At 55.5% G+C, this 19,110-nt stretch carries 22 protein-coding genes, 1 tRNA gene and 1 riboswitch; of the genes, 12 read left to right on the forward strand and 11 right to left on the reverse strand.

The features are described from left to right. Positions 1-227: 227 nt before the first annotated feature. On the reverse strand, positions 228-923 hold the full coding sequence (locus GOX45_RS03705) for a hypothetical protein (protein ID WP_171098168.1): 696 nt from the start codon (positions 921-923) through the stop codon (positions 228-230). A 447-nt stretch (positions 924-1,370) separates the two neighbouring features. Here GOX45_RS03705 and GOX45_RS03710 point away from each other — a divergent pair, with 447 nt between their 5' ends. Next, a complete protein-coding gene (locus tag GOX45_RS03710; protein ID WP_171098170.1) occupies positions 1,371-2,804 on the forward strand; it encodes a sodium:alanine symporter family protein in 1,434 nt (477 codons plus the stop codon). 434 nt (positions 2,805-3,238) lie between these two features. On the opposite strand, the gene GOX45_RS22285 is transcribed toward GOX45_RS03710, so the two are convergent. Both GOX45_RS22285 and GOX45_RS03720 read right to left on the reverse strand, forming a co-directional pair. Beyond that, positions 3,239-3,751, reverse strand: coding sequence for an ArsR/SmtB family transcription factor (locus GOX45_RS22285; protein WP_371808950.1), 513 nt, complete (start codon positions 3,749-3,751; stop codon positions 3,239-3,241). Beyond that, positions 3,708-4,259 (reverse strand): VOC family protein, encoded by a 552-nt coding sequence (locus GOX45_RS03720; RefSeq protein ID WP_171098174.1) that lies wholly within the window; start codon positions 4,257-4,259, stop codon positions 3,708-3,710. Before GOX45_RS03720 ends, GOX45_RS22285 begins: the two co-directional genes overlap by 44 nt. A gap of 263 nt (positions 4,260-4,522) precedes the next feature. On the opposite strand from GOX45_RS03720, the gene GOX45_RS03725 reads away from it, so the two are divergent. The 3 genes from GOX45_RS03725 to GOX45_RS03735 are packed head-to-tail and all read left to right on the forward strand — an operon-like array spanning position 4,523 to position 5,582. Then, a complete protein-coding gene (locus GOX45_RS03725) occupies positions 4,523-4,936 on the forward strand; it encodes a hypothetical protein (RefSeq protein ID WP_171098176.1) in 414 nt (137 codons plus the stop codon). 26 nt (positions 4,937-4,962) lie between these two features. Continuing rightward, positions 4,963-5,244 carry a hypothetical protein gene (locus GOX45_RS03730; protein ID WP_171098178.1) on the forward strand — a complete coding sequence of 94 codons (282 nt, stop codon included), beginning with the start codon at positions 4,963-4,965 and terminating at the stop codon, positions 5,242-5,244. Then, complete coding sequence (locus GOX45_RS03735) at positions 5,241-5,582, forward strand: hypothetical protein (protein ID WP_171098180.1); 342 nt, start codon at positions 5,241-5,243, stop codon at positions 5,580-5,582. The genes GOX45_RS03730 and GOX45_RS03735 overlap by 4 nt, the downstream gene beginning before the upstream one ends. Positions 5,583-6,056: 474 nt before the next feature. On the opposite strand, the gene GOX45_RS03740 is transcribed toward GOX45_RS03735, so the two are convergent. Next, entirely contained in the window at positions 6,057-6,734 is a 678-nt protein-coding gene (locus GOX45_RS03740; protein WP_171098182.1) for an energy-coupling factor ABC transporter permease, read from the reverse strand. 47 nt (positions 6,735-6,781) lie between these two features. Further along, positions 6,782-6,976: riboswitch (cobalamin riboswitch) on the reverse strand. Between the two features lie 90 nt (positions 6,977-7,066). Continuing rightward, complete coding sequence (locus GOX45_RS03745) at positions 7,067-7,702, reverse strand: cation transporter (protein WP_171098184.1); 636 nt, start codon at positions 7,700-7,702, stop codon at positions 7,067-7,069. Between the two features lie 73 nt (positions 7,703-7,775). On the opposite strand from GOX45_RS03745, the gene GOX45_RS03750 reads away from it, so the two are divergent. Together GOX45_RS03750 and GOX45_RS03755 are read left to right on the forward strand one after the other, a co-directional pair. Beyond that, positions 7,776-8,192 carry a helix-turn-helix domain-containing protein gene (locus GOX45_RS03750; protein ID WP_171098186.1) on the forward strand — a complete coding sequence of 139 codons (417 nt, stop codon included), beginning with the start codon at positions 7,776-7,778 and terminating at the stop codon, positions 8,190-8,192. A 62-nt stretch (positions 8,193-8,254) separates the two neighbouring features. Continuing rightward, positions 8,255-8,734 (forward strand): hypothetical protein, encoded by a 480-nt coding sequence (locus GOX45_RS03755; RefSeq protein WP_171098188.1) that lies wholly within the window; start codon positions 8,255-8,257, stop codon positions 8,732-8,734. An 82-nt stretch (positions 8,735-8,816) separates the two neighbouring features. On the opposite strand, the gene GOX45_RS03760 is transcribed toward GOX45_RS03755, so the two are convergent. Further along, the gene (locus tag GOX45_RS03760) at positions 8,817-9,473 is read right to left on the reverse strand and encodes a DUF6538 domain-containing protein (RefSeq protein ID WP_171098189.1); all 657 of its coding nucleotides are present in this window, start codon (positions 9,471-9,473) and stop codon (positions 8,817-8,819) included. Between the two features lie 75 nt (positions 9,474-9,548). Next, positions 9,549-9,622, reverse strand: a tRNA-Cys gene (locus tag GOX45_RS03765). A gap of 222 nt (positions 9,623-9,844) precedes the next feature. Here GOX45_RS03765 and GOX45_RS03770 point away from each other — a divergent pair. The 3 genes from GOX45_RS03770 (at position 9,845) to GOX45_RS03780 (ending at position 12,871) form a co-directional block, all read left to right on the forward strand. Then, on the forward strand, positions 9,845-10,498 hold the full coding sequence (locus GOX45_RS03770; protein WP_171098191.1) for a protein-L-isoaspartate O-methyltransferase: 654 nt from the start codon (positions 9,845-9,847) through the stop codon (positions 10,496-10,498). Positions 10,499-10,594: 96 nt separating this feature from the next. After that, on the forward strand, positions 10,595-12,013 hold the full coding sequence (locus GOX45_RS03775) for a TolC family outer membrane protein (RefSeq protein ID WP_171098193.1): 1,419 nt from the start codon (positions 10,595-10,597) through the stop codon (positions 12,011-12,013). Between the two features lie 75 nt (positions 12,014-12,088). Then, entirely contained in the window at positions 12,089-12,871 is a 783-nt protein-coding gene (locus tag GOX45_RS03780) for a hypothetical protein (RefSeq protein ID WP_171098195.1), read from the forward strand. A gap of 3 nt (positions 12,872-12,874) precedes the next feature. Here GOX45_RS03780 and GOX45_RS03785 read toward each other — a convergent pair whose 3' ends face one another. Next, the gene (locus tag GOX45_RS03785) at positions 12,875-14,332 is read right to left on the reverse strand and encodes a cobyric acid synthase (protein ID WP_171098197.1); all 1,458 of its coding nucleotides are present in this window, start codon (positions 14,330-14,332) and stop codon (positions 12,875-12,877) included. A 60-nt stretch (positions 14,333-14,392) separates the two neighbouring features. On the opposite strand from GOX45_RS03785, the gene GOX45_RS03790 reads away from it, so the two are divergent. Beyond that, positions 14,393-14,962: a cobalamin biosynthesis protein CobQ gene (locus GOX45_RS03790; RefSeq protein ID WP_171098199.1), complete on the forward strand. Its 570-nt coding sequence runs from the start codon at positions 14,393-14,395 to the stop codon at positions 14,960-14,962. A 61-nt stretch (positions 14,963-15,023) separates the two neighbouring features. Here the strand turns inward: GOX45_RS03790 and GOX45_RS03795 are convergent, their stop codons facing one another. Beyond that, complete coding sequence (locus tag GOX45_RS03795) at positions 15,024-15,344, reverse strand: DUF6280 family protein (protein WP_037310273.1); 321 nt, start codon at positions 15,342-15,344, stop codon at positions 15,024-15,026. Between the two features lie 219 nt (positions 15,345-15,563). On the opposite strand from GOX45_RS03795, the gene efp reads away from it, so the two are divergent. After that, on the forward strand, positions 15,564-16,127 hold the full coding sequence (gene efp, locus GOX45_RS03800; RefSeq protein ID WP_171098201.1) for an elongation factor P: 564 nt from the start codon (positions 15,564-15,566) through the stop codon (positions 16,125-16,127). 51 nt (positions 16,128-16,178) lie between these two features. Here the strand turns inward: efp and GOX45_RS03805 are convergent, their stop codons facing one another. Together GOX45_RS03805 and GOX45_RS03810 are read right to left on the reverse strand one after the other, a co-directional pair. Further along, the gene (locus GOX45_RS03805; protein ID WP_171098203.1) at positions 16,179-17,123 is read right to left on the reverse strand and encodes an ABC transporter transmembrane domain-containing protein; all 945 of its coding nucleotides are present in this window, start codon (positions 17,121-17,123) and stop codon (positions 16,179-16,181) included. 86 nt (positions 17,124-17,209) lie between these two features. Next, the gene (locus tag GOX45_RS03810; protein WP_171098205.1) at positions 17,210-17,947 is read right to left on the reverse strand and encodes a folate-binding protein YgfZ; all 738 of its coding nucleotides are present in this window, start codon (positions 17,945-17,947) and stop codon (positions 17,210-17,212) included. A 71-nt stretch (positions 17,948-18,018) separates the two neighbouring features. Between GOX45_RS03810 and GOX45_RS03815 the strand changes: the two genes are divergently transcribed. After that, a complete protein-coding gene (locus GOX45_RS03815; protein ID WP_171098206.1) occupies positions 18,019-18,693 on the forward strand; it encodes a TIGR04283 family arsenosugar biosynthesis glycosyltransferase in 675 nt (224 codons plus the stop codon). Positions 18,694-19,110: the final 417 nt, after the last annotated feature.

Here is a 19,110-nt window from a genome sequence, read left to right on the forward strand (position 1 = left end):
ACGAATTGAATCAGCGACTCATCAGTCGATCAAGGAAGAGTTTTTCAACGGAATACGCCCAAAACGACAAATGCTGCGCCCATAGCCTAAGTCGCCTTTGGGCTCGAAGCGGAAGATGAACGGGAGATTTCGAATGTCTGCTTGGGAGTGGCGAGCGGACGATCTGACCCGCCTCCGCCAGTGTCTTTTCCCAAAAAGGCTCTACAGCCTCAATGACAGGTATCGCTTCAGCCCTGATAGTCCGGATCGGTTGGGGCTGCCGTAGCTGATGCGGCAGGGCTTTGGTCAGCAGCGGCTGCTTGCGCCTTCCGATCGGCTTTGATCTTCACAACTTTTTTGTGAAAATGCATGATCGTCGGTTTGACCTTGGTCGCGCTGTCCTCGCCAATATTGGCGCAATTGTTCTTCGACAAACCTTCAAGCCAGTTACCCAGTATCTTGTCTTTGTCATCCTGGATCAGTTCGGCACCATATTCACGCTTCCACCGAACCCAGTTCCCAATGTAAGAACGTGCCTCCTTGATCGCGGCGGGCACGGCTCGCAATTCTTCCGGGATGCGCTGATGGTGTTGCTCGCCCGGCGCGGCCTGATCTGAAAACTGCAACTTAAGATCTGAAAGGCCCGCACGGTTGAAGCCGTTTCGGATGGCCTTCTCTGTCTGCGCATTGAGCTTCACACCGCCGCGACGGTAGCTGAGATAGTACGTGTCCCCTTCCCGTTGGATTTCGCCTTGGCACGACTGCTTTATATCCAACTCGATCCGTTTGGAGCCAATTATGAAAATCGGCAACTTCTCCCCGCTTTTCTTGCGATCATCCATGAAAGAAAAATGCCATGGTGGGGCACCGTCTTTTATCTTCTTCGGGACGGATTTGAATCGATCTTTGCGGCTTTCGCCCATTAACGCTTTTTGCAAGTTCATTTGCCTGCTCCAAAAAGTATCAAAGAATGTTAGCAGGTTAAGCTGCCATTTGCATAGTTACGACTGAATGTCTACGAATTGGTCGTTCAGAAAACTATGACAAATGTCACAATTTCGGATCCGCGCTGCAAATGTGGCCGATCTGGCTTGCGGCTGTGCTCACGCTTGCCGCCTTCCGTAGAGCCCTTTCTCACGAAAACAATTCAGCATGAGTATGAAATTCGCGCCGCGGAAGTCATTGAGGGCCTCGCACCTACGCTTGTCAGCGGATGCTGTTATCAGCAGCTGGGGCATAAAGGTGCAAAAAATTTAGGATCTTTCTGAATAGCCGAGCGGTTGCTGAAAAATAGACTCCCTTTACTTGCTCGCCCCATCCAATCCCCGCAGGGTAAAAGCACGTGCTTGGCCTAACAGAAGCCGCACAATCAAAAAAAGGGACAGAATAAAATGGCTTTTTTGGAATCAATCTTTGGCCTGATAGGCGATTTGACGTGGGGGTGGGCACTGATCCCGTTTCTCGTCATCTTCGGCTTGTTTTTAACCATAGCGACAAATTTCGTTCAGTTTAGGTATTTTAAACGCATGTTCCGCGTACTCAAAGCGGGCAATCAATCCGCAGATCCTAACACAATCTCTGCGCGCGAGGCATTGTTCGTTTCCGTCGGCGGCCGCGTCGGCGGTGGTAACATCGCCGGTGTCGCGGTCGCCATCACACTTGGCGGTCCGGGTGCTGTGTTTTGGATGTGGATGATCGCGCTTATCGGCATGGCGACCAGCCTCGTCGAATGCACCTTGGCGCAAGTCTTCAAGGAGAAACAGGAAGACGGTTCCTACCGAGGTGGTCCGGCCCGTATGATCATGCATGGTCTTGGCAAAGAGTTTAAGTGGCTCGCTGTCCTCTATGCGATTTGCTTGATTGCGGCCTTCGGGATCGGTTTTCCGGCGTTCCAAGGCAATACAGTGGCTGGTGCAGCTGAAAATTCCTTTGGCCTGAATCGCTTCATAACGGGCGCGATACTCACCATCGGAACTGGCTATATCGTCTTCGGCGGCATTCACCGGATCGCCAAGGCGTCGGATATCATTGTTCCGATCATGGCGCTTGGGTATATCGCCATGGCGCTTCTCGTCATCATCATTAACATCGCCGAAATTCCCAGCATTATTGCAATGATTGTGGGCAACGCACTGGGCTTTGAAGAGGCCGTCTCGGGCGGCATGGGCGCTGCAATCGCCCAAGGTCTCCGTCGCGGTCTCTTCTCGAACGAAGCTGGTCTTGGCTCGGCTCCGAACGTAGCAGCCGCCGCCGACGTGATGCATCCTATCAGCCAGGGCATCACTCAGTCGTTCTCGGTCTTTATTGACACTATCTTGATCTGTAGCTGTACAGCCTTTGTGATCCTGATGAGCGATGTCTATGTACCCGGCGCTGATGTAGATGGCGTGGTCCTGACACAAAACGCCCTTGTGGATCACTTGGGTGCCTGGACGCAGTACTTCTTGACGATCGCAGTCCTGCTTTTTGCGTTCAGCTCAATAATCTACAACTACTACCTGGGGGAAAACGCGTTGTCGTTCATGACACCGTCGCCCCAGGCATTGTTCGGGTTCAAGCTTGTGTTGATGGCCATTGTCTTCGTCGGCGCTGTCGCTCCGGGCGCAACGGCGATCTTCTTCTTCTCTGACCCGATGATGGGCGTCTTGGCCCTAGTGAACCTCTTGGCTCTGATGATGCTCTTCCCGATCCTACGCCGCGTACTTAAGGATTTTGACGAACAGCGCAAAGCCGGTGTGGCCCGCCCAGTCTTCAATCCAGAAGACTTCCCGGACCTCGAATTGGATCACTCGGCGTGGCACCACAAAGACCAGCAAGAAGCCTGATGCAAGGCAGTTGAGGCAAAAAGTCTGGGGAATCCCCTGGACTTTTTTAAACCTGCATCTGTCCAGTAAGAGGAGATGTGAAACAGAAAATCCGCGCTACGAAACCAACGACTCGCTGCTTTCCGCCCACACGCGGTCAACTGACAGAAAGACGCAAATGACGACTTCGAGCCCAAAATTGACCGTTGATGCAGATTGCACGGAGGTCCGCCTTCTTTGCAGACAACAAGCGCCACCGACCACGACGGGCTATTAATATTAAGAAGCGATGTACATGGAATTCAACCGGAGCCTTTCAAGTGACAGTCGCTGATCGATTTTGCACTGTTACGTAAAGCGGATAGTGCGGGGGAAGTTATGAAGATTGACGGAGAACGCCACTGTGGCGCGATTACGCAAGCGGCGGAGCTTGATCCCGCATTGGTTGGGATTTGTCATTGTGCCGGTCTTGTCAGATTAAATTGATCCGATACCGTTTCAGTTGCCTGTTCTTTTGTTTCGCGCCGCTCTGCAAAGTCTTTTTGTTTACAGATTAGTTTGTTGCGAGCTCTCGTTCGAAGCGAGTGCCAAGAAGGACGGCAGAATGTGATTCCTCTGACATTACCCGCCTGAGGCATCGATAAGTCTCTGCAGAGGTCTGAAACGTTTTTCTCACCTTCCATTAGTCTTAAGAGTATCTGCAGTCGCCCTGGATGAGCCATACGGTCGTCTCCTAGCCTCTGGTGATGCACACCCACCGGTACACTCGGTGTCGCACTCGAGATCGATGAGAGCCTCGAGAAGTTCACCTTTGCACGGCACGAGCAAACCGAAGTTGCCGAGGCTGAACTTGAAGGACGTCTCGACTGCATAGAAGCGATGATGATAGGCGGTTGATGACGCCCAAGAACAATAAAAAGAAAATTACATCCTCGGGGTTCGCTCCGAAACAATGTTCTCGATCGCATCCGCTAGGTGAACATCGGCTATCGCCAGGTCACCACGTTCCACACGAAGCCTGTGAGCTTCAGCCAGAACGTCACCGTGAGTTGCTCCTTCGGGTGGCTCAAACCGGTAACTCGCAAGTTCGATCCTCAAGCCCAGCGGGTCGTGAAAATAGATCGAGTTCATGAAGCCTCGGTCTTTGATCGGAGTGTGCTTGATGCCCCTTTCATCCAACCGCTCCTCAACTTGCATGAGGACCGAACGGGACACAGCAAATGCTAGATGATGAACCGCGCCGACTTGATCCTCGAGCAATCTGCCGGACGGCTTTCGATCTTCATTAGTGAACACGGTGATCGTCTGACCGTTTCCGGCAGCGAAGTACAAGTGACCCTGTGAGTAATCATCCAAGTTTGGTTGATCAAAGATAAGCGAAAACCCGAGAAGACCCTCCCAGAAGTCTATTGATGTCTGCCGGTCTGCACCTGTCAGGGTAATGTGGTGAATGCCCTGTGCCTGCAACTTGCGCATGTTGAGTTTCCTCCCCTTTGATGAGTTCGCGTCTCACCCAACCATTAAGTCCGCAAGCAAACCACGATAGCAACCGCACGTTTTCAGGTTGCAGCTTCCGTACTACCGAAAGCCTCCCCATCAACATCCCTCGACTCCCCAAATCACCTCCCGTGATCCATTGATTTCATTAGCTTTTCTGAGGCTAAAATCGACCCTCCGCAGGGGTCGGTAGGGAAATGCTGTTTTGAGGGTTCTGAGGGTTTCCACAAAGGACTCCAAATATGGCCAACGCTATCACAATTGGTGACGCCAAACGTCACTACCAAAAGCACACACCGCTGCACGGAAGAACTCGCCAGCACAAGGCAGACCTCGACGCAATCGCCAAGGCATCCGCTCCGATGACCAAGGCCGAGAACATGGTTTCCAAACGCCGTGACGAGGTGATCGACCGAAAGATCGGTGACATGCTCATGCGTCTCCAAGGACGCCGCACCCGGCATCGCTATGACCAGTCCGCAGTGATCGCCCTTGAGCATCTGACCGATGACCCATTCGACCCCAACACGCAACTGCCGATCTGGCGGGACATGTTGCGCCGGTCGAAAGGGACAACGCTTGGCAAAGCCGAGTTCTTTCGGGATGCCCGCGCGATCTTCCAGCAGCACTCAATGTTCAACCCAGCGGCTCAATGAGATCGCACAACCAAAGGACCAACAACATGACATCAAAGACCAACCCCACAACGGGACCGCTGACCGACGAGACCGAAAGCTGGAAGCGAACCCTCTCGATACTCGCAGGTCTCCGTCAGATCGCTCAAGAAATGCGAGACGAGGCTGAACAGATCGAGACAGCCCACCCGAACCAGATGATCAAGCCAGGATACGGCGAGCGGGCTGAGATCGTAGCCATCCTAAACAAGACCTACGCTTTCATATCCACAGACATCCGCAGGGTCGCAAGAAGTAGCGGGCTGACTATGCCGGAGGAACTGAAATGAGCAACTCAAAGTACAAGGGTCACTTGCAACTTGACCTGATGCGTCTCCGCGAGAACCTCTCCGCAGCCTACTGTGAGGTGTTGACCGCAGGCACTTCGGGTGCAGCCTTCGTCCTCCAACAACCGTCAGGAGCCGTCTACACGGACCGTCCTGGTGCCTGGACGTTTGACCTGAGTTCCGCTCGAGGCTTCCAAGCAAAATCAAACCACATTCTCGGTGCAGAGATCGTTCCGTTCGAACATGCCCGCAGGGTCATGAAAACCAAGCTCCGAACACAACTGTCGCAGATCGATGGGTTGCTCGGGATAACCAAGGACGCACCGAATGGCAGACTTTGAAGTAATCCCCCAAGAGGCCATCGATAAGCTGGTCGCCAACCCAACAGTAGCCCCCGCGTTTAACTCAGTGTTCGGCGCGGGTCGCGCTGAGGAAAGGCTCACGTAAGGCGGAACCGTGAGTTGTTCCCGGCGAATGCTGGTGGGGCGTCGGATGTTCGAGGTTTTGCTGAGAGAGTGACCTAGAGAGAACTTAGAGGGAGCTGCTTAGGCCCCTTCCTTTTTCGTCGGGCAAGGGCACTTATCTGACCAGCAACGCATCCGCAAAGAACAACTCAATGACCGCTCCGAGCCAAACCCATCAAGTTGCTGCGAAGCTGCGAAAGTCAGGTATCCGATGTTGGACCCGGTTATGAGAGATGGCTTTGGTGAAGATGTGCTGCCGTACCTGCAATCGACTTCGGCGGCTCACCAAGTGTTTGCGCAGCATCGGATTTAGGCGGCCCGCAGCTACTGGAGCCGCCCTGATTGTTAGACTCAAGCCGGGTGGTATAGCCGACGCGTAAACACACCGCTTTGCTTGCTGTCACGAAGAAGCTTCGCGCCAGCCAACACTGCCAGGTCAGCAATGGGTTCAACCAGAACCACCATCAGGTAAGCTGCGCCGAAGCTTCCAACGGCGGCCATGTTCTCGGCTCCGAAGCCTTGGCCATAAAACGCCCAGAATGCCACCCAAGCAATCACACCACCTTGGTAAGCAAGTGAAAGCTTGAATACTTCGCCGTAGCTACAATCGACGTAGGCTTTTTGCTCAGGGATGATGCGTTTTGCCAAGGCGTCGATGAGGAACAGCGGGAACAACAGCGTTGTCACGTTCACGAAGTACATGGGCATGTCGCTCGGCGCAAACAAAGCACCTTGGACAAAAAGCCCACCCGCAAGACCAATTGCTGCGGGTCCCGCACCAAGCAGCAGCAGTATCGTGGTTCCCAATATGAAGTGCACCTCAGAGATGCCAACCGCAAAATGCGGGAACACCTCGAAGAACAAAAACACCGTAGCCACAGCCAGCACACTGCGTACCCCGAATGAAATCACCGAGTGCGACTTCAAATCGTCGGCCACCAGCTTGAGGGAATAACCAGCGGCGGCGGCGGCCGTTCCGTAGGCAAACACCATTTTCGCGCCGTCTACGACGCCCGGTTCAATATGCATATTCAGTCTCCTTGCCGTCCTTCCTGACGACATTTGATGCCGAGAAACTCGGCGGTTGCTCTAGCGGCAGGTCTCCTGGCTTGCGACTCAACGCGCTCCCGAGCCTTCCCAACACAGTGTGTCAGTGGTGCAATTCCGGGTTTGCTCACCGCTTACAGTTGCAGGGGCAGCCGAGGATTCTCACCTCGTTCCCTTTTCAGTCGGAACGAACCATCCCGACCACCGCATCGCATCCTATTCACGCGCTTTCCCGACGAGTCAATCAAAACGCTGACGCCTGACAAAACAATATCCTTGCTCTGGCTCAATTTGGCGTCAGGAGTTTCATTCCGTTAGGCACTAACCTGTTGATGGAGCTTGCTATCACGCCGCTCCGCCAGAGCTTGGCGCACGATTTGTACAGATGATGACAAAAACAAACCCGCCATGATCGTCGCTACGATTAGGTCAGGCCATCCTGTGGCTGTGCCCCAAACGCCGAGAGCGGCAAACATCACTGCCACGTTCCCTATGGCATCATTGCGGGAACAAAGCCAGACGGAGCGGACATTCGCGTCTCCATCTTTGTACCTGACGAGCAGAAGAACACTGGCAAGGTTTGTAAGCAGTGCAAGGAACCCCACCATTCCCATGATTTCAGCCTCAGGAACGCCGACGTAGAACACCCGATATACGGTCGACCCGAATACCCATGAACCCATCAGAAAAAGGCTGAGGCCTTTGGCTAGGGCAGCATTTGTTCGCGCTCGGATTGAAGCGCCTATTACAGCCAGAGAAATGCCATAGGTGAGGGCATCCCCCAAGAAGTCGAGTGCGTCGGCCTGTAGTGCCTGAGACTTCGCATAATGCCCGGCGGTCATCTCGACCACAAACATCGTGGCATTGAGTGCAATGACGATCCACAATCGCCTTTTGTAATCATCTGAAACGCCGTCAAACTTCGCGTCGTGTCCGCAACATCCTGACATAAGGAAACCTCTTTGAATCTGTCTTTAGCATAGTGTAGTTTCTCTAGTGGCTAGAGGTTCAAGAGGTAATTTGATGTTTTCGATTGGTGACCTGTCCAAGCGCACAGCGGTCAAGATTCCGACCATCCGCTATTACGAAGAGATGGGCCTGCTTTCCGCACCAGAACGCACTGAAGGCAACCAACGGCGCTATGATGCGGCTGGGTTGGAACGCCTTAGCTTCATCAAGCATGCGCGTGACCTTGGCTTCTCGATTGAGGCGATTTCGGAACTGATCGAGCTTCAATGCCACCCAGATCGTTCATGCCAAGCCGCGACGGATATCGCCATCTCACAGCTTTCCGAAGTCAGGGCCAAGATCAAACGGCTAAGGTCACTTGAAAAAGAGCTGGTTCGGATTTCCAAGGGTTGTGACGGCGATGGCGTGTCGGAAGACTGCTATGTTCTGGCTTCTCTAGCGGATCACAAGCTTTGCAATCACGAGCATTAACCCGAAATCAGACTTTGGCGTTGACGTAGCGAATTGGAGCTTTGCCCGCCCCGCAGACCTTGATGAGTCATGCGGCGAAGGTCCTGAGCGAGCCCGAATTCACCGATGCTGCAACGTCGGCCAATGTCTGCTACGCAAGGCTCTGGAGGTATTTTGCAATGCTCAAAGGTGCCGTATTGTACGCAAAAGACTTGAAAAAACTGCGTGCTTTCTATCTCGCGATTGGCGGCAAACAGACCGACGGGATCGACGGTGAATTTGCGGCCATCTCGAATGCCGATACCGAACTCATAATTCTGCAGGTTCCACAGACAATTGCACCACAAATTGTCATCGAAGACCCCCCAGTGGTGCGTTCCGGCACGCCTATGAAACCAATAATCAGCACCATTTCCATTGCTGATGTGCTCGAAATACTGCCAGAGATCGGTGGCAGGCCGGTTCCAGATATGAAGCAATGGAAGTTCCGTCAGAACCTTGTTCAAGACATTGTTGATCCTGAGGGCAATGTCGTTCAGCTTTGGCAGCCGGAAAGCTCTTGAAGCGGTCATTGATGCAGAGACTTCGTATGGCAGCTCCGTCCGCATAGCTGACTTTGCGTATTACCCAAGCGGGGAGCGCTCATCAGGAAAGTGATTGAGGCTTACCGCAAGGCCGCTCAAGGCGACGTTCATCCTCCGCGAACTCATGAACCATCACCGCAGTGACGTCAGATAGGGAAATATCTCCGGCGAAGTCCTTGAATTGCTCAAGGGCGTGTTCTGCTTCGCGCTGAGTCTTGATCGTGCTGTACGGATTGGTCTCAAGGTACTCCCTAGAGGCGCTGGCGAGGTAAACTGTTCCCGGTGCAACCTTTCGCTCGGTGCCGCCAGCCTTCCACTCTTGGTAGACCTTGAGAGCTTCTATGGCCTGCTCGTTGACCACCTCTACAGCAACGTCGTTTTCTTCATTCTCCCCGTATTCGAGGTTTTTGTGGTATTTGATGAGGTCCTCAAGTTCCCCGATGTCCTCCATACGTTGAACCTCGTCGGCGTCACCGATCCAACCGAGTAGATCACTGATCACGTCGCGCGGATCAGGCTTGCAGTTGTCCAGTTGGCTATAGAGTTCGGCTGAAAGGTTGTGCTGCCTACGCTTGGCATCGGCCAAATCACTAGTGCCGGTAGACTTCTTGAGTTGCTTCCTGCCATTGAAGTGCTGGCGAAGCTCAGCAGGGATTGTGAGAAGTACGTAATACTTGCCTTTGTTTAACGCCAAGGTTGTCGCGGGGTAGTCAAACACCTGTATCCTCCAAAGTATCCTCCGTGAGATACTCCAAGTATCTAATTTATTGAGAAAAAATACAATAAGGATGTGTGGAGGCGAGTACCGGAATCGAACCGGTGTACACGGATTTGCAATCCGCTGCGTCACCACTCCGCCAACTCGCCTTTGTAAATGAAATCAATCACTTGCTGTGGTGTGGTGGGCGTTCTAGCAGCTTTCCGTGGGAACGTCCAGAGCTTTGAGGGCAAAACCATTCGGTTGCAGTGAAATCGGGGTTCATGGCTCTGGATTTTGCTTGACCAACGCTTTGGTGGTCGTGGCCCGTTGCCGCAGCGCTGTGGATATGGCAAAAGCGCGAAAACAAGGGAAACAGAAAGACCGATCCCATGACAGATTTCGCAGCCCGACGCCTGACAATGGTCGACACCCAGATTCGTCCGTCCGATGTCACGAAATTCCCCATCATCGATGCCATGCTGAGCGTCGAGCGTGAGAAATTCGTGCCCGATGCGCTGCGTGAGGCAGCTTATGTCGGAGACCTGACCGATCTGGGGCAGGGGCGATGCCTGCTGGAACCGCGAACACTGGCAAAGATGCTGGATGCATTGAATATTTCCAATGACGAAGCGGTGTTGGATGTTGGCTCGTGCTATGGGTATTCTACGGCGGTGGCCGCACGCATGGCGCAGCTTGTTGTTGGCGTCGAAGCAGATGAAGCCATGGCTTCTGAGGCGCAGACCGTGTTGATGGAAACGGGTGAAGATAACGCGATTGTCCATATCGGACCTTTGGAACAAGGTGCGGCAGAGCATGGACCGTATGACGTGATCCTTGTTCAAGGCGGGGTCGAGCGAGTGCCCGAGGCGCTGTTGGATCAGCTAAAGGACCAAGGCCGGATTGCCTGCGTTTTCATGGAAGGCGACCTTGGTACTGTGCGCGTTGGTCACAAGATCGACGGGGAAGTCAATTGGCGATTTGCGTTTAACGCCAGTGCGCCGGTTTTGCCCGGGTTCACCCAAGAGTGTGCATTTTCGCTATAGTCCTGATTCAAAGTTTTTGACTGCCTTGATTAGTTCAATTCAAAGGCGCAAATTGCGGTCGAGGCAGTGTTTTTTTGAATTCGAGAGGAATCGGAGATGGGTGGGACCCTAACAAGAAAGTTGGCGCACGCGCTGGCTTTGACCGCGGGTATCGCAGTTTCTAGCCTTCCGGTGCGTATGGCTTGGGCGGATAACCTGACCGATGCATTTATCGGTGCCTACAACACCAGTGGTCTATTAGAACAAAACAGAGCGCTTTTGCGGGTTGAAGATGAAGACGTCGCAATTGCTCTGTCTGCATTGCGTCCGATTGTGAATTGGACCGTCGAAATCTCGCAGGATTTCAATCGCGCACGAACCAACAATTTCGTAACCTCCAGTCAACCAACGGATTTTTTCACCGGGCTGACTTTTAGCCAATTGCTTTATGACGGTGGCGCAACCTTGTTTGGCAAGCAATCGGCCCAGGAAACTGTGTTGGCGACGCGGCAAACATTGTTGGATGTCGAGCAGCAAATTCTATTCCGGGCGGCGACTGCGTATCTGAGCGTGTTGCTGCAGGAAGAAACCGTCGGCATCCGCCAGAACAACGTCGATCTGTCCAGCGAAGAGCTTCGTGCGTCTCAGGACCGGTTTGAGGTTGGCGAGGTGACCCGAACGGACGTTGCGCTGTCTGAGGCGCAATTGGCCAGTTCGCGGGCCGATCTTGCCGATGCGCGCGGTGATCTGGAAACAGCACAGGCAGAGTATGTTAATGCCGTCGGCAAACAACCGGGCAAGACAAGCGGGCAGCCAAGGCTTCCAAACCTGCCCAGCAGTCTGTCTGAGGCTCAGGGCTTGGCACGTCGCAACCACCCTGCGATCCAGTCGGCGCAGCACCAGGTGCGTGCGTTTGATCTGTTGGTTGAACAACAGCGCGCAAACCTCGGACCTAATGTCAGCCTGAATGCAAGCGCGGGTGTGACCGAAAGCTTTGACGACGATGATTATAGCAACGCAGGTTCGGTCTCGCTGAACCTGACCCAACCGATCTATCAGGGTGGTGGGCTTGCTGCGGCTGTTCGTCGGGCCATGGCCACGCGCGATGCGTCTCGGGCGAACTTGCTGAACGTTGAAAAAGATATCACTCAGGGCGTCACAGATGCATATGTGCGCTTCGAGACCGCCACAGCCAGCCTGCGCGCGTCGACCGAACGGGTGCGTGCGTCTCAGGTGGCATTCGATGGGATTCGCGAAGAAGCGACGCTGGGTGCGCGTACAACGCTTGACGTTTTGGCCGCTCAGCAAGACCTCCTTGACGCTCAATTGGCGGAAATCGCCTCTCGTACTGAGCGGTCTTTGGCGGCCTATCAATTGCTGCAGGCGCAGGGGCTTTTGACCGCAGAACGTCTTGGTTTGGCAGTGCAGATTTACGATCCGACCCTGTACTACAATCTGGTTAAAAAAGCGCCATCAGCGGTGAGCAAACAGAGCCGAGACCTCGATCGTGTGCTGAAAGCCTTGCGGCGCGACTAGTGCCGCAATACTACCTGTTGTGGGGCGAGGGCGGATTGGCTACACTCGCTCGCACAGGTAGAGCGGTAGAGAAGAATGTCGGATAGTGTCGTCAAAGCAGGCGGTGAGGATGTGCTTTCTTCGATCAAACGATTGGTGAGCGAAGAAGTGCGGGACGAGCCAGAGTTTCTTTTTATCCCAACGGCGCAGCCAGCCAAGCCAGGGCGGCTGGTTCTGACCGAAGCGCTGCGCGTCGGAGAAGATGCCGGTGCGGACGTCGAGCGCGACTCGCCTCTTCAGTTGGTGCGACAGTTGGACGAAAGCCGGGAAATCGCCGCTCGCAAACCCGGTTCTGAAGATACTGGTCCGATTCGATTGCGCGCGCGAGATGCGGTTGGCCCTGCACCGCTTGAGCGCAGGAATTGTGCGGTTGACGGGTCTGCCGACCCGGTTCAGAGCGAAACTGCAAATGGTTCTGGTCGCGACTTGGCTGGCAGCCTGAGTGCCAAGATTGAAGCGCTGGAAGCGGCAATTGCGCGTACCGAAGATCAATGGGAACCTGACGGTGAAAGCAACGACGCCTATTCCGGGACGCGCACGCGCGCGGTGGACTGGCCTGCCGAAGCGGATGAGACAGTCGACGACGATGGTGCTGCGATTTTCATCCGCGCCCGAAAAAACACCACTGATGTAGCCGCGCCGAGCGACAGGAAAGCACTTCTGCCCGAAGGTCTGGACGAAACGGCATTGCAAGAGCTGATCGCTCAGATCGTGCGTGAAGAATTGCAGGGCGAGTTGGGTGAACGCGTGTCGCGCAATCTGCGCAAAATGGTCCGGCGCGAGATTGCGCGTGCCTTGATCGCCGAAAAGGTTGATTGACGATCACCCTTTGTTGGGGTGTTGCGCCAGCGCCAGAAGTTGATCCAGATCCATGTGCTGTTCCAGATGGTCGGCCAAGGCGTCGAGCGTATCCTCGACGCCGTCTTCGTAAGCGATATCCGAGGTGACGCCCAGCCGCGACAGATAACTGGCGCGAAATGGATCCGATGAAAAGATCCCGTGCAGATAACTGCCGCGCACGCGGCCATTGGCGCTGCTGGCGCCTTCGGGGCGGCCATCAATGTCCAACCAGGCGCGCGCGCAATCCGGGCCAACTGTGCGACCCATATGGATCTCGTACCCGTTGACAGGCTCTTGGTCGGGCAGGGCTGTCGCCTGTGTCAGCTTTACCTGCTTGCTGCCCGTCATGACTGTTTCCACGTCCAGAAGACCAAGCCCCTCAACTTTGCCAGGGCGGCCATCCACGCCGTCTGGATCATCGATCGAGCGGCCCAACATCTGATAGCCACCGCAAAGGCCCAGGACATGACCGCCACGGCGGACATGGGCCAACAGATCGATATCCCAGCCTTGCGCACGGAAATAGGTCAGATCGCCGATCGTCGACTTGCTGCCGGGCAATAGCACCAGATCGGCATCTCCGGGCAGGGCGCTACCGGCGGGTACAATCTCGACCGTGACACCGGGTTCAGCCGAGAGCGGATCGAGGTCATCGAAATTCGCCATCCGCTCTAGCTGAGGCACAACGACCTTGCAGGCGCCACCCTTGGTGGATCGGATATCCATCATGTCTTCGGCGGGCAGCTTCCATGCATCGTGGAACCAAGGTACGACGCCAATGCAGGGCCAGCCGGTGCGCGCGGCAATATCGTCGCGGCCATCGTCGAACAAAGACACATCACCCTTGAAGCGATTGACAGCAAAGCCCCGGATCATCGCCAGATCAGCTGGGTCGAGCACCACCTGAGTGCCAACGATCTGCGCAATTACTCCACCGCGATGAATGTCACCCACCAGAACAACCGGAACGTTGGCCGCGCAGGCAAAGCCCATATTGGCGATGTCTCCTTGACGCAGATTGGTCTCTGCCGGGCTGCCAGCGCCTTCGACCAGAACCAGATCGGTATCCGCGCAAAGCCGGTGAAAGCTTTCGAGCGCCGCGCCCAGTAGCTTGGATTTGTCTTTGCGGTAGTCCCCAGCCTTCATCGTGCCAGCCCGTTGTCCCTGCACGATGATCTGAGCGCCTGTATCGGTCTCGGGCTTTAGCAAAATAGGGTTCATATCCGTATGGCTGGCCCGGCGCGCGGCACGGGCCTGTAGCGCCTGGGCGCGCCCAATCTCGCCACCGCTGTCGGCCACGGCAGCGTTGTTCGACATGTTCTGTGGCTTGAACGGTGCGACCCGCAAGCCACGCCGGGTAAAGGCGCGGGCCAGACCGGCCACAAGAACCGATTTGCCGACATTGCTGCCGGTGCCCTGAATCATGATGGACCGCGCCATGGCTTGTCTCCTATGTTGGCGGTCAGATGACCTGATTTGCAGGCAAAGGAAAAGCACAAGTTGAACACGCCTGCGCATCTTTTGATTGGGGCCGCTGTCTTTGCCCGCCCGGCCAAAGGGCGCGTGCTGGCCGCTGTACTGATCGGATCGTTGCTGCCTGATCTTTCGCTTTACCTGATGGCGGGGATTTCGCTGCATGTGCTGGCCATCCCGCCGCAGGTTGTGTTTCGCGAGCTCTATTTCTCAACCGCCTGGCAAACTGTGTTTGCCATCGACAATTCGTTTCTGCTGTGGGGGCTGGCCCTGCTGATCGGGTTATGGCGCAGTTGGCGTCTGGTGGTGCTGGGGGCTGGCGCTGGGCTATTGCACTTGGTCACTGACTTTGTGCTGCATGCCGGCGACGGACGCCCGCAGTTCTGGCCGTTCAGCGGTTGGGTGTTTCACAGCCCTGTCAGTTATTGGGACAGCAGTCATCACGCGTTCTGGGTGGCGCCGGTTTTGGCGCTCGCCTGCATGGCGGCTTATGGGGCGTTGTGGCTGCGCGGCCTGACACCTGGCGCCAAACTGTTTTTTGGCGCGCTTCTACTGGCCGAGTTGTGGGTTGCACGGCAATGGCTTTTGTTTTTCTGAGCCCAAAGAAAAACGCACCCCGATGACAGGGGCGCGTTTTTTCGTCCGTTTGAGACGGTGATCAGGCGGCTTCGGCCTGCTGCGCGGCGTTCCGACGCTCGCTTTCTTCACGCGACAGCGCAACGGATGTGCGCACACCACGGCCAACGAACTCCATCAGTCCGCTGACAACCCGCTCATTGGGGTCGATACCCGCGCAAGACAGCACTTCGCGCCCATCGCGCGAGCGTGCCCAGCGGGCGATTTGTTCCGGGCCATTGCCATATTTTTTGTCATCCGCAATGGCGTCGTCCAGTGCGGCCAACACAACAGCCGCGAAAAGTTTGCGTGCACGATTGCCTTGCTCGTTGTTAAAGGCAGTGCCGTCAACGAAATCTCTCATCTCGTCTTCCTTGTTTTTCTTGCTCTTGCAATTTTCGGCGTGACGGTTCTTATGACCGATTAGTTGCGATTCGGATACACCTAATTTGCATAACTACGTTGCGTCATTTGCATGGCTTGCTGCACCTGCAGCACTAGGTTTCGTTGTCTTGCCAGGTGTAGCCACGCCAGATATAGGGACGACAACTGACGCATCAACCGTTTGTGAAGGATTTATGTCATGCCCAAGATAAATGGGAACGAAATTCGCCCCGGCAATGTGCTTGAGCATAATGACGGGCTGTGGGCTGCTGTAAAAGTTGATCACGTAAAGCCCGGAAAAGGTGGCGCTTTTGCACAGGTCGAACTGCGCAACCTGCGCAATGGATCGAAGCTGAACGAACGGTTCCGGTCTGCGGACAAGGTTGAGCGTGTGCGTCTGGAGCAGAAAGATCAGCAGTTCCTCTACGAATCCGACGGCATGTTGGTGTTCATGGACTCCGAAACCTATGAGCAGATCGAACTGCCCGCCGAGTTGTTGGGGGAACGCCGACCGTTCTTGCAGGATGGCATGACCATTGTGGTGGAGTTCTATGAAAGCGAAGCGCTGAACGCGACGCTGCCTCAGAAAGTAACCTGCAAGATTGTCGAGACCGAGCCGGTGGTGAAAGGACAGACCGCTGCGAACTCGTTCAAACCAGCTGTGCTGGACAATGGCGTAAAGGTTATGGTGCCACCCTTTATCGGTCAGGATGAGATGATCGTGGTGAATACCGAGACCATGGAATATTCGGAACGCGCCTGATCCGGAAATTCTACCGACAAGACCGCATGGCTTTGGCCGGGGCGGTCTTTTTTACGAATGGTGCCCGATCCGGCGATAGCGTTCCGGGTTCGGGCCAAACAGTTCCAGCATCAGCTCGTATTTGATGCGGTTTGCGCTGACTTGCCTGTAAAACGCGATCAGAAACGCCGTCGGTCCCTGAATACGCGTAAGCCCGCTGGTGGCGGCAACCACCGTTCCGACATCGGTCTTTCCGTCCAGCACCAGATACCCGCCCAGCATCAGAATCCCTACGGTTCCCGCTCCGTTGATGACGCTTAGCAGGAATTTGGCGGAAAGCTTCCACAGAAACATCTTGCGTCGTGTTTCGAAGATTTCGTCGAATTGAGCGTCAATGTCTGTCGCAATCTGGTCAATCTGTTCTGTCGTCAGTTTGTCCGTCGCCCCGCGCAGAATACGGACGCGCTCTGCCACGAAGACATTCACTTTCCGCTGCGATATCAATACGATGACGATCTGCGGCACGATCATCGAAAACGCGATCATGCCCAGGCCGGGTTGGGTCGACGAGATATATCCTATGACACTGATCAGGGTGCCGATCTGGACCACTGGATCAGAAAAGGCACCACCGGCAAACTTACCCAGCTCCTCCGCTTCAGCTGAAATCGCGGTGGTCATGGTCCCCTTGCGAAAGGACTCACCAGATTCGGTGAGATCCGTCGCCCGCACAAGCAAACGCTGTCGGATCATGCGGATCAAATCCTCACCCAGCGTTCCCGCGCGGTAGCCCAGCAGCCATTTCAGGGCAAGGCTGAGCAGGATTACGGCCATCATGCCGCTTCCCAGAAGCAACAGACGGTCACCGCTGACATCGTCAGATGTTAGATGGTTCACAATATCGCGCTGGAATTCCAAGGGAACAGCGGCGAGGGCTGCGATTGCGATCGACAGCACGATCAGGATGATCTGCCGTCCTGCGCTGGCCCGCCAGATCGCGCGATAGAGTTTGAACATGTCTGCGCCCGCGTTACTGAACTTTGCCCAGTCTGACAGCACATAGGGTCATATTCAAATCTTATCCGGGGCTTAGTTGGCCGCGTTCACTCAACCAGGCGCAGCGTTGCGTCTGCGGCCTGCATCTCTCCACCGGCGCGGTCGAAACGCAGATAGGCAATCGCTTTACCACCGGATTGGGTAAACAGCGTGCCAACAGGTTTGCCGTCGGTCGTGATCTGGGTGCCCGCAGGGGCAGCCCCCGAGATTTCCACGACGCGCAGCCCTTTGCGCAGCTCGGTCTTGTGCTTCATGCGGGCCGTAACTTCCTGCCCGACATAGCAGCCCTTTTTGAAGTCGACGCCGTTGAAGTCTTCGAAGCCGGATTCAAGGATATAGCTGTCTGGCGTCAATTCGATGTTGGTTTCGGGGATGCCATGGCGTACCCGGATCGCATCCCAGTCGGTGCCGTCATGGGCTTCGGCGGCCTCGGTATAGGCCCGCCAGCCCATGTCTTTATGCCTTGGATCGGGCAGGGCACCTGCTGGCGCAGGACCTGTGCCGCGTTGCAGGTTCAGGCCCGAGGGTTCGATCGTTACATCCGCACGCAGCTTGTACATGGTCAACCGCTTGTGCAGCCCGTCTGCCAATGTCTCAGCCACGTCCAGCAGAACCGCGTCTCCGTCCCGTTTCAGAAAGAAATCGGCCAGATACTTGCCCTGAGGCGTCAACAGCGCGGCATAGACCAGCCCATCCGCCAGGCCCTCGATGTCATTGGTGATCAAACCTTGCAGGAAACTGTCAGTGTCCGCGCCGGACAGACGAAAGATGCGGCGATTGGGCATGGTTGATCCTCGTCATTTGCCTTGGCCCCGTGATATAGGAGTTCGCGCCGCCAAGACCAGAGGTAACAGACGTGCCCGCACCGATCAGTGTTGTCATTCCCACCCTGAACGCCGCAGACAGCCTGCCGCGGGTGTTCATGGCCCTTTACGAAGGGGTGCAGGAAGGTCTGATCCGGCAGGTGATCGTCAGTGACGGCAGGTCCAGCGATCTGACATTGGACATTGCCGACGATGCAGGGGCGCTGATCTTGCAAGGTGCTCCGTCGCGCGGGGGGCAGTTGCGCCGGGGATGCGCCGCAGCAACCTCGGAGTGGCTGTTGGTGCTGCACGCGGATACCGAGTTGCAGCAGGGCTGGACCGCGTTTGTGTCGCAACACTTGTCCACGGGCCAACCGGCCTGTTTTCGGTTGCGTTTTCGCGCGCAGGGCATGGCGCCGCGTATTGTTGCCGGATGGGCGAACCTGCGAAGCCAGGTGTTGGGCCTGCCTTACGGCGATCAGGCGCTACTGGTTCGAAAGACGGATTACGAAAGGGCAGGCGGGTATCCCGATCAGCCTTTGATGGAGGATGTGGCCCTGGTGCGAGCCTTGCCAGCTGTCACGTCGCTGCGCTGTGACGCGGTTACGAGTGCGGAACGCTATACCCGTCAGGGCTGGCTGCGTCGCGGCGCTCGGAATCTGTGGACTCTGACGCGGTATTTTCTGGGGGCTGATCCTCAGAAACTGGCACGGGCATATCGTCGTTGAAGGCAGTGCGCAGCTCGACAATCGATTTACCCAGACGGAAGGGCGCGGCGAAGCTGACCAGGCAAAGGGCGACGATCTGCAGCACCAGAATATGCGCATTGGCCTGGAGGTATTCCCATTCATCCTTGAGCTTGCCAACCTGTTCGATCAGGTCGTCATAACTTTGGGCGAGGATCAGGTAATCTCCTGCAATTGCGGGCACTTTGCGCCGCATATTGTCGATTGCCACCTGTGTTTCCTCGTCAAGCGAGGTGAAGACCAGAAACTGGTCGATGCTGAACGCGTCGACCTTGGCGGCCATGTCACGCGCCTCTTCCATGTCATCTTTTGAGCTTCCGCCAAACAAAAAGTGCAGACCCTGCAACGGGGCGACTTCATTTGTAACCTCGATGAACAAAGGCAGTTCCGAGTTGCTGG

Origin of the sequence: Ruegeria sp. HKCCD7255 (genome assembly GCF_013031565.1) — a bacterium.
Lineage (GTDB): Bacteria > Pseudomonadota > Alphaproteobacteria > Rhodobacterales > Rhodobacteraceae > Ruegeria.

Excerpts from the sequence above, each read along its gene's own strand:
- GOX45_RS03705 (WP_171098168.1), bottom strand. The coding sequence starts at position 923 with ATGAACTTGCAAAAAGCGTTAATGGGCGAAAGCCGCAAAGATCGATTC.
- GOX45_RS03710 (WP_171098170.1), top strand. The coding sequence starts at position 1,371 with ATGGCTTTTTTGGAATCAATCTTTGGCCTGATAGGCGATTTGACGTGG.
- GOX45_RS22285 (WP_371808950.1), bottom strand. The coding sequence starts at position 3,751 with ATGCGATCGAGAACATTGTTTCGGAGCGAACCCCGAGGATGTAATTTT.
- GOX45_RS03720 (WP_171098174.1), bottom strand. The coding sequence starts at position 4,259 with ATGCGCAAGTTGCAGGCACAGGGCATTCACCACATTACCCTGACAGGT.
- GOX45_RS03725 (WP_171098176.1), top strand. The coding sequence starts at position 4,523 with ATGGCCAACGCTATCACAATTGGTGACGCCAAACGTCACTACCAAAAG.
- GOX45_RS03730 (WP_171098178.1), top strand. The coding sequence starts at position 4,963 with ATGACATCAAAGACCAACCCCACAACGGGACCGCTGACCGACGAGACC.
- GOX45_RS03735 (WP_171098180.1), top strand. The coding sequence starts at position 5,241 with ATGAGCAACTCAAAGTACAAGGGTCACTTGCAACTTGACCTGATGCGT.
- GOX45_RS03740 (WP_171098182.1), bottom strand. The coding sequence starts at position 6,734 with ATGCATATTGAACCGGGCGTCGTAGACGGCGCGAAAATGGTGTTTGCC.
- GOX45_RS03745 (WP_171098184.1), bottom strand. The coding sequence starts at position 7,702 with ATGTCAGGATGTTGCGGACACGACGCGAAGTTTGACGGCGTTTCAGAT.
- GOX45_RS03750 (WP_171098186.1), top strand. The coding sequence starts at position 7,776 with ATGTTTTCGATTGGTGACCTGTCCAAGCGCACAGCGGTCAAGATTCCG.
- GOX45_RS03755 (WP_171098188.1), top strand. The coding sequence starts at position 8,255 with ATGAGTCATGCGGCGAAGGTCCTGAGCGAGCCCGAATTCACCGATGCT.
- GOX45_RS03770 (WP_171098191.1), top strand. The coding sequence starts at position 9,845 with ATGACAGATTTCGCAGCCCGACGCCTGACAATGGTCGACACCCAGATT.
- GOX45_RS03775 (WP_171098193.1), top strand. The coding sequence starts at position 10,595 with ATGGGTGGGACCCTAACAAGAAAGTTGGCGCACGCGCTGGCTTTGACC.
- GOX45_RS03780 (WP_171098195.1), top strand. The coding sequence starts at position 12,089 with ATGTCGGATAGTGTCGTCAAAGCAGGCGGTGAGGATGTGCTTTCTTCG.
- GOX45_RS03785 (WP_171098197.1), bottom strand. The coding sequence starts at position 14,332 with ATGGCGCGGTCCATCATGATTCAGGGCACCGGCAGCAATGTCGGCAAA.
- GOX45_RS03795 (WP_037310273.1), bottom strand. The coding sequence starts at position 15,344 with ATGAGAGATTTCGTTGACGGCACTGCCTTTAACAACGAGCAAGGCAAT.
- efp (WP_171098201.1), top strand. The coding sequence starts at position 15,564 with ATGCCCAAGATAAATGGGAACGAAATTCGCCCCGGCAATGTGCTTGAG.
- GOX45_RS03805 (WP_171098203.1), bottom strand. The coding sequence starts at position 17,123 with ATGTTCAAACTCTATCGCGCGATCTGGCGGGCCAGCGCAGGACGGCAG.
- GOX45_RS03810 (WP_171098205.1), bottom strand. The coding sequence starts at position 17,947 with ATGCCCAATCGCCGCATCTTTCGTCTGTCCGGCGCGGACACTGACAGT.